The following is a 12,086-nucleotide window of genomic DNA, read 5'->3' on the forward strand; positions in this document are numbered from 1 at the left end:
CCCTTCCTCCTCCCACGCGGTGGGGCCGATGCGGGTGTCAAGGCGCTTTGTCAGGCTGCTTGACGAGGAAGACATGCTGCCCTTCGTCAGCCGGGTGCGGGCCGAACTGTTCGGGTCGCTGGGCGCGACCGGTCACGGCCATGGCTCGGGCAAGGCGGTCGTACTCGGCCTTGAGGACAGGGACCCCGCCACGGTCGACACCGACCGGGCCGACGGCCGGGTCGCGCAGGTCCGGGAGAGCAGAACGCCGCTTCTGGCCGGCAAGCATCGGATCGGCTTCGACTGCCCACGGTGCGGTGACTTCCGGTCCCTCAGAACCCCTGCACACAGCGGAACGTCCCGCCCGTCATCGCGAAGGCCACGCCCGGACCGGAGCAGCTCCCCGTGTCGGTGTCCGCGTCGTGGGTCGCGGTGGCGGTGGTCCCGGCGCCGGAGGCGAAAGCGTACGCGGTGAAGCCCTTGCCCGTCGCCGTGGCAGTCGCGGTGGCGCCCAGGCTCGCGAACGCCCTTACCACGGCGGCGAGTCGGGCGATGGCGCTGGCCGTGCTGCCCGCGTCCTCGGCGCGAGCGAGGGCGAAGCTGTCGCCGCCGGTGGCCTGGGCCGAGGCGAACGCGCCCTTGCCCGTGGCCTGGGAGTCGGCGGAGTTGCCGTCACCGCCCTGCGCACTGCCGGAAGCGCGGGCGCCTGACCTGCTCCTGACGGAGGCGGTGTTCCGGTCCCCGTCGAGCGCGCCGGCCTGCGCGACCGAGTCCTTGCCGCCGGAGTCCGCGGTGGCGCTGTTGCGGTCGCCGTTGCCCGCGGCGGAGAAGGCGCAGGCGTTGTCGGGTGTGCCGACACAGCCGTCGGCGTCGGCGGTCGCGGAGTTGTCGTCGCCGTTGGCGGCGCTGGCGTTGGCGAAGGCATCGGGCCCGTCGGCGCGTGCCACGGCCGAGTTGCTCCTGGTGCCCTGTTCGCCCTCGTCGTTGACGCCGGAGCGGGCCAGGGCGCCGGCGCCGCGGGTCGCCGTGGCGAAGGAGGAGTTGTCGTCGCTGGTGAGCTTGGATTTGCCGTCGTCGAAGAGGGCGAGCGAACCGGCCACCGCGCCCGCGGTCGAGCCGTCGCCGTTCGCGTCGGCGGACGCTCGATTACGTGTGCCGCCGAGGGCGTAGGCCTCGCAGGAGGCGTTGCCCTTCTGGCGGACGTCGGCTCCGTCGGCCTGTGCGCATGCGTGGGTTTCCTGCTTCTCGGGCACCGTCTGAGGCGCCCCCGTGTTGCATGCGGCGAGCAGGGCCGCGCCGAGGACGGCCGTGGCACATCTGAGGAATCGGGACGTGACTCGGTTCGTCCGCATGGCGCGGTCCTCTCTCGTGGGGGGCTTCAGGAAGTGCTGGTCAGAATCCGCTGCCGCAGCTCTGGCCGGTGCCGATCAGGGCGTAGGTCACGCTCGCGTCGGAGCAGGTCACGCCGGTAGTCAGGTTGACGCCCAGGAAGCCTGCGGTGGTGGTGGTGTTGTGCACCGCGCTCACCGTGCCGCCCTTGCCGGCCGTGGCGGTGGCCTGTGCGTGCGGGCCCGCAGCGGTGGCGTTGGCCACGGAACCGGCGCCGTCCGCGTTGGAGATCGCCACGTTCTCGTAACCGATGACCGCCAGCGAGTCAGCCTTGCCGCCGCCGGTGGCCGCCGCCTTCGCGGTTCCGTAGTTGTTGTAGATGGCGCGGGAGCGGGCCTGTGAGTCCTTGCCCTCGCCGGTGGCCAAGGTCTGGTTGTAGCTGCCGCCGGACGCCTCGGACCAGGTGAAGACATGGTCCCCGTCGGGCACCGCGACCGCCAGGTTGCCGTCGCCGTAGGATGCCTTGGCCGTGGCGTTGCCGCAGGGCTGCTGGGCCTGCGGGAGCGGGGGCAGCGGCCACGGGCAGTCGGCCGTCATGCCCTCGTGCGGGTTGGCGGGCTGGCCCGCCGCCGGCTTGGCCGTGTTCCAGACGATGTCCCCACCGTTGCTCGCCTTGGTGATCGCGGTGTTGTACTTGCCGCGCTCCGCGACCGAGTACGCCTTGGCCTGGTCCACCGTCGAGATCGCGGTGTTGGACTCCCCGTCCACCGCACGGGCGTTGGCGCTGGCGCACGCGTCAATCGGGTAGGTGGTCTCGCCGGAGTTCGTCACCTGCCCGATGGGGGTGCAGGCGCCGGTCGAGCCGTCGCCCTTGGAGGTGGCGATGGCCAGCATGTCATCGCCGTAGCTGTCGTAGGCGAGCGCGTGGCCCCGCTCGGTGGCGTCGGCGAAGGCCTCGCTGTCCTCACCCTGGGCTGCGTCCGCGCGGGCGTGGGAGTTGGCGCCGGAGGTGGCGGCCGCGCGGTGGCCGTCGCCGTAGCCGGCGTTGGTGACGGCCGAAGAATTCTGGCCGTCGGCGATCGAGAGGGCCTTGTTCTTGAAGCCGATGAGCGTGGTGGCCCGGGCACCGAAGGGGCCGCTGCCGTCGTTGTTGCCGTGGTAGCCGAGGGCGATGGAACTGTTGTCGTCGCCGTACCGGGACACAGCGGTGGCCTCGCCGTCTTCCGAGGCACCGGCGAAGGAGTCATTGCGGTCGCCGGCCACGCTGTCGGCGGCGGCGAGGGAGCCTTCGTCCGCCACCGCCGTCGACCTGTCGCGCTGGTCGTGGTCGGCGCTACCGGAGGTGGCCTTGGCGTTGGAGCCGGCCGAGGAGATCGCGTCCGACTCATTGCCCTTCTGGCCGACCCGGGCCGCGTCACCGGATTTGGCGGTGGCGGCCGAACCGTCGCCCTGCGCCTTCGCGTCGGCGTCCCCTTCGTGTACGCCGTTGGCGGTGGCGGCTGCCTTGTCGCCGTCGGCGCGGGCGCGGGCCCGCCGGTCACGGTCGCTGTTGGTGCTGCACACCGCCGTGCCGGACTTGGCCCTGTCGGTACCGTCCTGTTGCAGGCAGGCATTTGAGGCACCGGCCTGCCAGGCGGGGTCGATGCTCCCCGCCGCGGGTAGGGCGTTCTCTGTTGTCTTCAGGAGGCCGTGGATCTCCCGTTCGAGCTTCGCCTGGGCTTCGACGCCGACCGTTTTCATCTGTTTGCCGTCGGCGATGTCGGCCTCGGCCATGAACTTCTCCAGGCCCCCGACCGACGTGCCGGTGGAGGCGGAGAGCCGACTCGCCGAGGTGTCGATGATCGCCTCGATCGTGGCGAGCGCCTCCGCCGGCACGGCCGGGCGGACGGCCTTCGCCACCGGGGCCGCCTCGGCCACCGTCTGCTGCGGCCCGTCAGGGGCCGCTCCGAGCGTGACGCCGATGAGCAGCGCCGCGGAGGCGCTGTGACGGATACGGCTGCCTGTACTTCTCTTCACGGTCTCGCCCTTCTGGAATGAGCGGATGGGGGGTGCTCAGACGCGCGGCACGTCCAGCGGCTGGAACTCCGAGCCGCCGACGAGCAGGTCGGGATAGGGCTTCCACTGCCGGATCAGGGTGCCGCCGAGGCCGTTCGTCAGCGTCTGCTGGCGGCCGTCGGAGTGGGTGAAGGTGCCCTCGATGCGGGGCCAGTCCAGCAGGATGGTCGGGGAGTCCGGGGACTCACCGACGCTGCTGGCGGCGTGGCTGCCCACCGCGCTGCCGGTGAACTGCAGGACGCCCGCCTCGGTCTCCATGGTCACCTGGTAGCGGGTGGGGACAAAAGTACCGGTCGCCGGGTTGTAGGCCCAGTCGTGGTGGTCGATGCGGAAGTCGCCGGCCTGGACGTACCGCTTCTCCTCGTTGAGGTACAGCGCCATGTCCTTGTGGCGGCTGAGCTTCATCTCGTCGAGGTTCCCGGACAGTTCGTCGAAGTGGAACCACAGCCAGTCGTGCCAGGCGCCGACCTCGGCGGGGCAGGCGTCGACGGCGTAGTAGCGCTCCCGTTGTCCGGCGCCGCGGATCTCGACCTTCTTCCCCTGGACGGTGAGCGTGCCTTCGACCTTCCCGGCCCAGATGTAGCCGTACGAGATGCTGTGCGGGACGTACGTCTGCGGGGTCTCCTTGCCGTACCACATGGGGAAGCCGTTGCCGGTGTGGGTCCACTCCCCCGCGATCCCCGAGGCCTCGTCCTCGACGGAGAAGTGCCAGGTCCCGTCAGGTGTACACACGATATGAGCGCTCTCCATGTCGACCGCCACCTGGTCGTCGGTCCTGGTCACGGTGAGGGCGCCACGGGGTTTGACGTGCCACTCGGTGGCCAACCCGGGCGGGAACTGGGCCACCCGGTGCACCGATCCGGCGGGCTGCACGACCTGCCCCGGAGTGGTGCGGACGCACATCTGCCAGAAGTCGAGGTTGCCCCAGCCCTCCGCCAGGGACATCAGACCCGTGTTGAACCAGTACGGGTTGCCGTCCTCGTCGTGGGCGGTGGCGACCAGGTTCCAGCCGATCATCGCCGTGTTGCGGGCCTCCTTGGGGAAGCCATGGCCTTCCTCGTCGAGCGTGACTTCGGGGTTCGCCACCTTCATCGGGCCGTACTCCTTGTCTGTGACGGGATGTTGCAGGGGGTTCAGCCCAAGTGGGCGATGATCTGGGGCAGTTCGAATGACGTGACGATGCCGGGAGGGGCCGCGCACACGTACGGGACCGCGTTGACAGGGCGGCTGGCGTTGCCGTAGCCGACGAGGGAGCGCTCATCTTCGGTGGGCCAGGTGAAGCGGATGGTGGTGTCCAGGGGAACGTCGCCGTCGACCACGACCCGCCAGCCCTGCCCGGTGAAGGGGAAGTCCCAGGCAGGGTCGAGGTCGGTGCCGATGTACCAGGTGGGGATCATCCGCAGGACGGGGTCGCCCGCCCTCATGCCCTGGATCTCGATCCGCCACGCGGCGACGGTCCCGGCGTCGAAGGTGCCCACGGGGGTGGTCACCGGTTGCTTCGACACCGCCACCTCAGCGCTCGCCGTGACTTCGTCGAGGGGCATGCCGAGGGTCTTCGCCAGGCGGCGCAGGGAGGCGCCGTAGTGCTCTTTCGTGGACGCGGCGACACCGGTGACGTGGGCGGCCGCCGGGTCGCCGCCGAACAGCATGGACATCATCTCGGGTGAGTTGCGCTCCGAGATGTCGGCATACTCGTGGATGGTCAAGGAGTCCAGGCGGCGCTGGAGCGAGGTCAGGGCGACGGGCAGGGCCTCGGTGACGAACCCGGGGCTGGTTCCCGCGCTCAGCAGGGAGGTCCCGCCGCGCCCGCACGCCTCCTCGATCCTCCGTCGCACCTCGGGATCGAGCCCCGATGGGTCGTGGAAATGTTCCAGCAGGGTCGAGACGTTCACCCCGGATTCCAGGAGCCGGCACAGCTCGTCGAGGTCGTAGGTCACCGGCATGTAGACGACGCAGTCCGGCGCGGCCGCGAGGATGTCGTCGATGCTCTGCGTGGCCAGGACTCCCGTGCTGTCCCTTCCGCTCAGCTCGCCCGCATCGCGGCCGGCTTTGACGTCGGAGTGGACGTGTACACCGACGAGGTCGTAGTGCGGGTGGTCGATCAGGGCGCGGAGGGCGGCCATTCCGCTGTGTCCGGTGCCCCACTGCGCCACGCGAAATCTCTTGTCGTTCATCACTCACCTCGGTCACCCGGTCGTGGAGGCCGTGCTTCCCCGCTTCGCGAGACATAGGAGACGGGCCTGCCCATGTCCCACCGCCCGGCGGGCGGCGTCGATGGGCTCGGCTCGGCGGACCGACGTCCCTGGTCGGAGCCGCACGAAGAGATATACGATCGACTAGGTACTGGATAGTCGATCGACTACTTTGAAGTTAGTCTTCCGGCTATCCAGGGGTCAACCCGTCGGTATGCTTTCTCCCGTGAGTACGACCGACGACCCCCGCCACCGGCAGGCTCCCCCGTCCGCGGCACGGGCCCGGATCATCTCGGCCGCACTGGAACTCTTCGCCAGGCACGGTGTCGGCGGCACGTCGCTGGGGATGATCGCCGACGAACTCGGCGTCACCAAGGCGGCGGTGTACCACCAGTACAGGACCCGTGACGAGATCGTCCTGGCGGTCGCCGAGGCCGAACTCGCCCGCATGGAGGCGACGATCGACGACGCCGAGGAGGAACAGTCCTGGGCGAAGGCGCGGGAGAGGCTGCTCAACAACATGGTCAGCCTGGCTGTCCAGCGACGCCGCACGATGAGGGCGGTCCTGATGGATCCCGAGATCGTGCGCTTCGCTCCCCGGACCACGTCCTACCGCCGGGTCATGAGCCGGATGAACCGCCTGCTCATCGGAAATTCCGCCGGTCCGGAGACGGCCGCCCGGACCGCGACCCTCATCGCGGTGATCAGCGGAACCGCCGTGCACCCCTTGGTCGCGGATCTCGATGACGAGGACCTTCGGGCCCAACTACTGCCCATCGTGCAGCGTTTTCTCGAAGAGAACTGAGGGGACGTCGCGCCCCACCGTCCGGTCGCCACGCCGTCCTGCCGCTCCGCGACAGAAGTGATTGCACGGGGGTTGTGCACTGCGCAACGGGTGACACACTCGACCACAGACCCGCATCGCATGTGGTGGCAGATTGCATCGATCACCAGGGTTGCTGGTCGGCCTCGGTGAGTTTCAGCAGAAGCGGCCGCATCCGAGCCAGATTGCGGCGCACGGTGTCTTCGTTCTGTGCCGCGATGCCGGTCAATCCATCTGCCGCGAGCTGGACGAGTACGACCCGGTCCGGATCCAGCCCGTCTGCGGCGAGATCGGTCTCCCATCGTTCGGCATCGGCGCGGACCAGCTCGGCGACCCCGGGCGAGGAGCGGAAGATCTCCAGCGCTTGCCATCCCACGTAGTCGGTGTCACGCCGTGGTTTGTCCGAGTCGACATCGTCACAGATAGTACGGACGTAGGCCCGCAGGAGCTTGCCGGGGCGGTTCTCGGACAGGTCGAGGTGATCGAAGACGCTGCGCCGAAATCCCTCGAGCAGATCGATCGCGACTGCCTCGAACAATGCTTCCCGGGTGGGGAAGTGGTGCAGCACGCCGCCTTTGGAGACTCCCGCCTCCCGGGCGATCGTCACGATCGAGACGCCGGCACCCTCGCGAGATACCACCCGGGCGGTGGCTCCAAGAATGGCGTGGCGGGTGCGCTCGGTGTTACGGATCTGCGAGCGCGCGGCATCGGGCGAGCTTGTCATGGCATCGAGTCCAGTATCTGCATGGTCTGCTGTACCGACCATATGGTCTGCATGGCGAGGTGCTCTGATCGCTTCCTTACCGAAGAGGGTTGTTGTGGGAGTAGAGGAATCGTGCTGGTCGGGCGGCGGGGTCGGCGGATGAGTTCGGTTTCGTGTCAGGTGTGGATCGCGGACACCGCCTCCGTTCGGGATGATCACCAGGGTTTGCTGGACGCTACTGAGCGCAAGCGGATGCTGGCACAGGTCCAGTTCGCCGATCGTGCACGTTTCGTTGCTGCTACCGCCCTGCTGCGTCTGCTGGTCGCCGGGCGCGTCGGCGTGGACCCGCGTGCGGTTCAGGTCGACCGCGGGTGTGACAGCTGCGCGGTGTCGCACGGCAGGCCACGGCTACCCGGCACGGGGCTGCATGTTTCTCTCTCGCACAGCGGGAGTCGTGTCGCCGTGGCATTGACGACTGCGGGGCCGGTGGGAGTCGACATCGAGCAGGTCCTGTCGGCCAACGTCCGCGACATGGCTCCGCTCTGTCTGGCGCCCACAGAAACCGTGTATCGCGACGGAGACTTCTTCACATACTGGGTCCGAAAGGAGTCGGTGGTGAAGGCCACTGGGGATGGCTTACGTGTGCCGCTCTCACAGGTAGTGGTCAGCTCGGCGGGTGAGCCGGCCCGGCTACGGCGCTATCCCGGTGGGTCACCAACGGCGAGCATGGCGGATCTCGAGGTGCCGCCGGGCTACCACGGTGCCGTCACGGTACTCACAGCCGAGCCGCTGCGGGTCACGGTGAACCGCTCCGGGTCTGATGGAGGTGGTATGCCCCGGTTCTGATGGAGTCGGGTTGCTGGACAATTGACGATCCAGCAGCGTTCGGAGGCCGTGATGCCCCGCAGCTATCCACCCGAGTTCCGACGCAAGGTCCTCGATCTCGTCGCGTCCGGAAGGAAGGTCGCCGAGGTCGCTCAGCTCCTCGGCATCAGCGACCAGACGATCTATGTCTGGCGGCGCCAACACCTCATCGATACGGGGCAGTTGCCCGGCACGAACAGTACCGACCAGTCCGAACTTGCTGCGGCCCGCAAACGCATCGCGGAGCTGGAGGCCGAGTTGGCCATCCACCGGCGTGCTGCTGAGCGGCTGGGTGAGGTGATGTCCCCAAAAGGCGGTTCGAAGCCATCCGCGTGATGGCCGGTGAGCATCTGCCGGTGCAGCTGGCCTGCCGGGTGCTGCACGTCGCCGAGTCCGGGTACTACGCCTGGCGCAGCCGTCCGCCGTCGAACCGCCTGGTCAAGCATGCCTGGCTGACCGAGGCCATCGTGGGCATCCACACCGCCTCCCGCGGCACCTTCGGCTCCCGCCGGGTCCACGCTGAGCTCGGTCTGGGCCTGCGCATCCATGTGAGCCACGGCACCGTGGAGCCGCTGATGCAGCGCGCCGGCCTGCATGGCCTGCCCGGCAACCGGCGCCCCCGGGCCAAGCACGTCACCCCGTCCGTCACGGACCTGGTGGAGCGGAACTTCACCCGTCACGCTCGGGACCAGTTATGGGTCACCGACATCACCGAGCACCCCACCTTTGAGGGCAAGGTGTACTGCGCGGTCGTCCTCGACACGTTCTCGCGACGCGTGGTGGGCTGGTCGATCGACGCCTCACCCACTGCGGCGCTGACCACCAACGCCCTGGCCATGGCCATCGGAAATCGCTCCCCGCGGCCGGGCGGCACCATCATCCACTCCGACGACGGAGTGCAGTTCGGGTCCTGGGCATTCACCCAGCGCGCGAGAACCTCCGGCCTGCTGCCCTCGATGGGCTCCATCGGGGACTGTGTGGACAACGCGATGATGGAGTCCTTCTGGGCGCGGGTCCAGGTCGAACTACTCAACCGCAGACGGTGGCGGACCCGCCTAGAGCTGTCCACCGCGCTCTTCGAGTATCTGGAAATCTTCCATAACCGACAGCACAGGCACTCCGCGCTGGGCATGCTCAGCCCGGTCGAGTACAAACTCCACCCCCCACCGGTGGCCTGAAACCAGGCAACGCGACTCCACCCGACTCGGGACAGTCCGGAGCCTCCACCGATCCCGGAGCGGTTCAGACGAATGCCGGGTGCTTGGTGTGGTCTGTCTGGGGCTGCCATTGCAGGACCTCCACGGATCGACCCACCGGATGCGGGCTCTCACCTCGTAGTCGTTGGTGGCAGCCCGTCCGCAACCCCCTGCACGCAAGAATTTTTCAAGCCGAATCGGTGGTGGCGTACGTCAGCTCCACGACGTCCGGTGCGGCGCGGGCCAGCACCCTGCGGATCACCTCATCTATGGATGTATTGGCTGGCCAGAGAAGCGTGAGGCGTGTACCACCAGCAGACGAAGAACCTACTGGCGAGCTTCCTCCCCGTCTCCGCTTTGGAGTTCTCGCGCCGACACAGCTCGCCGAGCCGACCGGCTGCGGCATCACAGTTGCCCCTCACTCTCGTACGGACCTCCTCCACCGCGCGGCATCGGGTTCCGTGGGTCACAAACCGACCTGGCCCCAAGCACTGCCTCAGGGAAACCGATGACCGTGCAACCTGCCCCCTCTCGTTCGCGTCCGCACACGTGACCACCACTCACTCAGCGTCGATACTTTCGGGAGAAGGCTTCCAGAGCCGCCCAACTGCACGCCAGCCACACCTGACGAACCGTCACCAAAGTCAGCATTGAGTCAGCATCAGTACCGCCAGAACCCGCTTCAGACCGCCGCGAACCGCCAAGATCGACAACTGAACAGTCTTAGTCTGACCTGCGAAGACACAGGCCAGAGGCTCATCTGTTAACCTGACCAGGAGGTACTCATGAAGATGCTCATCAACGTTCCGGAGGCCGTGGTCGCCGACGCGCTGCGGGGCATGGCGGCGGCGCATCCCGAGCTGATCGTCGACGTGGAGAACCGGGTGATCGTACGGCGGGACGCTCCCGTCGCCGGGAAAGTGGCCCTCGTCTCCGGTGGCGGTTCGGGGCACGAGCCGCTGCACGGCGGGTTCGTGGGACCGGGGATGCTGTCGGCGGCCTGTCCTGGCGAGGTGTTCACGTCTCCCGTGCCCGACCAGATGGTGCGGGCCGCCGCTGCCGTGGACAGCGGTGCGGGCGTGCTGTTCATCGTGAAGAACTACACCGGTGACGTCCTCAACTTCGACATGGCGGCCGAACTCGCCGAGGACGAGGGCATCCAGGTCGCGAAGGTCCTGGTCAACGACGACGTCGCCGTCACCGACAGCCTCTACACCGCCGGGCGGCGAGGCACGGGCGGCACGCTGTTCGTGGAGAAGATCGCCGGTGCGGCGGCGGACGAGGGGCGCCCCTTGGAGCAGGTGCGCGCCATCGCCCAGCGGGTCAACGACGGTTCCCGCAGCTTCGGTGTCGCCCTCGCCGCCTGCACCACCCCGGCCAAGGGCAGCCCGACCTTCGATCTGCCGCCGGGCGAGCTGGAGTTGGGCGTCGGTATTCACGGCGAGCCGGGCCGGGAGCGGCGGCCGATGATGACCTCGGGCGAGATCGCGGACTTCGCGGTGGAGGCGGTGCTGGAGGATCTCGACCCGCGCAATCCCGTACTGCTCCTGGTCAACGGCATGGGCGCGACCCCGCTGCTGGAGCTGTACGGCTTCAACGCGGAGGTGCACCGGGTGCTGGCCGCGCGCGGGGTCGCCGTGGCCCGCACGCTGGTCGGCAACTACGTCACCTCGCTCGACATGGCCGGCGCCTCGGTGACCCTGTGCGAGATCGACGAGGAGCTGCTGGGCCTGTGGGACGCGCCGGTGCGCACGGCGGGGCTGCGCTGGGGCAGCTGAGCCCCAGGTAGCCGACGTACCCATCACGCACCTACCACCCACACGCACCCACGCACCCACGCAAGGAGATCCCGTGCTCGATGCCGACTTCTTCCGCCGCTGGATGGCGGCGACCGCCGTGTCCGTCGGCCATGAGGCGGAGCGGCTCACCGCCCTGGACTCGCCGATCGGCGACGCCGATCACGGCAGCAATCTACGGCGCGGCTTCAACGCCGTGGCCGACGTCGTGGAGAAGGAGGCGCCGGACACGCCCGGCGCCGTCCTCGTCCTCGCCGGACGCCAGCTCATCTCGACGGTCGGCGGTGCCTCGGGACCCCTGTACGGCACCCTGCTGCGGCGTACGGGCAAGGCGCTCGGCGAGGCGGCCGAGGTGAGCGTGGAGCAGTTCACGGACGCGCTGCGCACCGGGGTGGACGCGGTGATGGCGCTCGGCGGTGCGGCGCCCGGCGACAAGACGATGATCGACGCGCTGGTGCCCGCCGTGGACGCCCTCGCCGACTCGTTCGCCGCCGCACGGACGGCCGCCGAGCAGGGCGCTCTCGCGACCGTGCCGTTGCAGGCCCACAAGGGCAGGGCGAGTTATCTCGGTGAGCGCAGCATCGGCCACCAGGACCCGGGGGCGACCTCGGCGGCGCTGCTGATCGCGGCGCTAGCGGAGACCGCCGGTGAGTGACGGGAGCGGCCCCGACGGCAGGGGCGAGCGGCTGGTCGGGGTCGTACTGGTGTCGCACAGCGCTGCGGTGGCCGCCTCGGTGGCGGAGCTGGCCCGGGGGCTCGTCGGTGCCGGTGTCACGGTCCCCGTCGCGGCGGCGGGCGGCACGGAGTCCGGGGAGCTGGGCACGGGCGCGGAGCTGATCGGCGCGGCGGCCCGTGCCGTGGACCGGGGCGCCGGGATCGCCGTCCTGGCGGACCTGGGCAGCGCGGTCCTCACGGTGAAGGCGCTGCTGGCGGAGGGCGACGAACTCCCGGACGGAACCCGCTTGTTGGACGCCCCCTTCGTCGAGGGAGCGGTCGCGGCGGTCGTCACCGCGTCGACGGGAGCCGACCTCGCGGCGGTGGAAGCGGCGGCAGCGGAGGCGTACACCTACCGCAAGGTCTGAGAGAAGGCCGCCACCGCAAAGTCCGCGGAGGCCATGAGGTAGTCGGCGGGCGGCGGTCCGAGGGGGT

The 12,086-nt window shown here is 69.2% G+C and carries 10 protein-coding genes and 2 pseudogenes; 7 read left to right on the forward strand and 5 right to left on the reverse strand.

The genetic code is table 11. The features are described 5' to 3' along the window. Positions 1 to 28: 28 nt before the first annotated feature. Positions 29 to 247 (forward strand): annotated as a pseudogene (locus tag CW359_RS46685) (serine dehydratase beta chain); the annotation flags it as partial. Positions 248 to 311: 64 nt separating this feature from the next. Here the strand turns inward: CW359_RS46685 and CW359_RS46690 are convergent. From CW359_RS46690 to CW359_RS25825, 4 genes are read right to left on the reverse strand one after another with little or no spacing between them, the layout of a single operon-like run. Then, positions 312 to 1,331 carry a hypothetical protein gene (locus tag CW359_RS46690; protein ID WP_232838595.1) on the reverse strand — a complete coding sequence of 340 codons (1,020 nt, stop codon included), beginning with the start codon at positions 1,329 to 1,331 and terminating at the stop codon, positions 312 to 314. Between the two features lie 40 nt (positions 1,332 to 1,371). Continuing rightward, positions 1,372 to 3,324 carry a hypothetical protein gene (locus CW359_RS25815; RefSeq protein WP_105972515.1) on the reverse strand — a complete coding sequence of 651 codons (1,953 nt, stop codon included), beginning with the start codon at positions 3,322 to 3,324 and terminating at the stop codon, positions 1,372 to 1,374. 36 nt (positions 3,325 to 3,360) lie between these two features. Continuing rightward, positions 3,361 to 4,455, reverse strand: a complete 1,095-nt coding sequence (locus tag CW359_RS25820) for a hypothetical protein (protein WP_105972516.1) — start codon at positions 4,453 to 4,455, stop codon at positions 3,361 to 3,363. 41 nt (positions 4,456 to 4,496) lie between these two features. Continuing rightward, positions 4,497 to 5,537 carry an NAD(P)H-dependent amine dehydrogenase family protein gene (locus CW359_RS25825; RefSeq protein WP_105972517.1) on the reverse strand — a complete coding sequence of 347 codons (1,041 nt, stop codon included), beginning with the start codon at positions 5,535 to 5,537 and terminating at the stop codon, positions 4,497 to 4,499. Positions 5,538 to 5,781: 244 nt separating this feature from the next. On the opposite strand from CW359_RS25825, the gene CW359_RS25830 reads away from it, so the two are divergent. Continuing rightward, positions 5,782 to 6,360: a TetR/AcrR family transcriptional regulator gene (locus tag CW359_RS25830; protein ID WP_198655387.1), complete on the forward strand. Its 579-nt coding sequence runs from the start codon at positions 5,782 to 5,784 to the stop codon at positions 6,358 to 6,360. 142 nt (positions 6,361 to 6,502) lie between these two features. On the opposite strand, the gene CW359_RS25835 is transcribed toward CW359_RS25830, so the two are convergent. Then, the gene (locus CW359_RS25835; protein ID WP_198655388.1) at positions 6,503 to 7,102 is read right to left on the reverse strand and encodes a TetR/AcrR family transcriptional regulator; all 600 of its coding nucleotides are present in this window, start codon (positions 7,100 to 7,102) and stop codon (positions 6,503 to 6,505) included. A gap of 138 nt (positions 7,103 to 7,240) precedes the next feature. Between CW359_RS25835 and CW359_RS25840 the strand changes: the two genes are divergently transcribed. The 5 genes and pseudogenes from CW359_RS25840 (at position 7,241) to CW359_RS25865 (ending at position 12,019) form a co-directional block, all read left to right on the forward strand. Next, complete coding sequence (locus CW359_RS25840; protein WP_105972520.1) at positions 7,241 to 7,927, forward strand: 4'-phosphopantetheinyl transferase family protein; 687 nt, start codon at positions 7,241 to 7,243, stop codon at positions 7,925 to 7,927. A 51-nt stretch (positions 7,928 to 7,978) separates the two neighbouring features. Next, positions 7,979 to 9,123, forward strand: a pseudogene (locus CW359_RS25850) (IS3 family transposase). A gap of 803 nt (positions 9,124 to 9,926) precedes the next feature. Further along, positions 9,927 to 10,919 (forward strand): dihydroxyacetone kinase subunit DhaK, encoded by a 993-nt coding sequence (gene dhaK, locus CW359_RS25855; protein ID WP_105972522.1) that lies wholly within the window; start codon positions 9,927 to 9,929, stop codon positions 10,917 to 10,919. A gap of 73 nt (positions 10,920 to 10,992) precedes the next feature. Continuing rightward, complete coding sequence (gene dhaL, locus CW359_RS25860; protein WP_105972523.1) at positions 10,993 to 11,592, forward strand: dihydroxyacetone kinase subunit DhaL; 600 nt, start codon at positions 10,993 to 10,995, stop codon at positions 11,590 to 11,592. Then, a complete protein-coding gene (locus tag CW359_RS25865) occupies positions 11,585 to 12,019 on the forward strand; it encodes a PTS-dependent dihydroxyacetone kinase phosphotransferase subunit DhaM (RefSeq protein ID WP_105972524.1) in 435 nt (144 codons plus the stop codon). Before dhaL ends, CW359_RS25865 begins: the two co-directional genes overlap by 8 nt. Positions 12,020 to 12,086: the final 67 nt, after the last annotated feature.

Source organism: Streptomyces geranii (assembly GCF_002954775.1).
In the GTDB taxonomy this organism is placed as follows: domain Bacteria; phylum Actinomycetota; class Actinomycetes; order Streptomycetales; family Streptomycetaceae; genus Streptomyces; species Streptomyces geranii.

What these genes read in the sequence shown, in the direction of transcription:
- CW359_RS25820 (WP_105972516.1), bottom strand. Translation starts at nt 4,455, where the DNA reads ATGAAGGTGGCGAACCCCGAAGTCACGCTCGACGAGGAAGGCCATGGC.
- CW359_RS46690 (WP_232838595.1), bottom strand. Translation starts at nt 1,331, where the DNA reads ATGCGGACGAACCGAGTCACGTCCCGATTCCTCAGATGTGCCACGGCC.
- dhaK (WP_105972522.1), top strand. Translation starts at nt 9,927, where the DNA reads ATGAAGATGCTCATCAACGTTCCGGAGGCCGTGGTCGCCGACGCGCTG.
- CW359_RS25825 (WP_105972517.1), bottom strand. Translation starts at nt 5,537, where the DNA reads ATGAACGACAAGAGATTTCGCGTGGCGCAGTGGGGCACCGGACACAGC.
- CW359_RS25835 (WP_198655388.1), bottom strand. Translation starts at nt 7,102, where the DNA reads ATGACAAGCTCGCCCGATGCCGCGCGCTCGCAGATCCGTAACACCGAG.
- CW359_RS25840 (WP_105972520.1), top strand. Translation starts at nt 7,241, where the DNA reads ATGAGTTCGGTTTCGTGTCAGGTGTGGATCGCGGACACCGCCTCCGTT.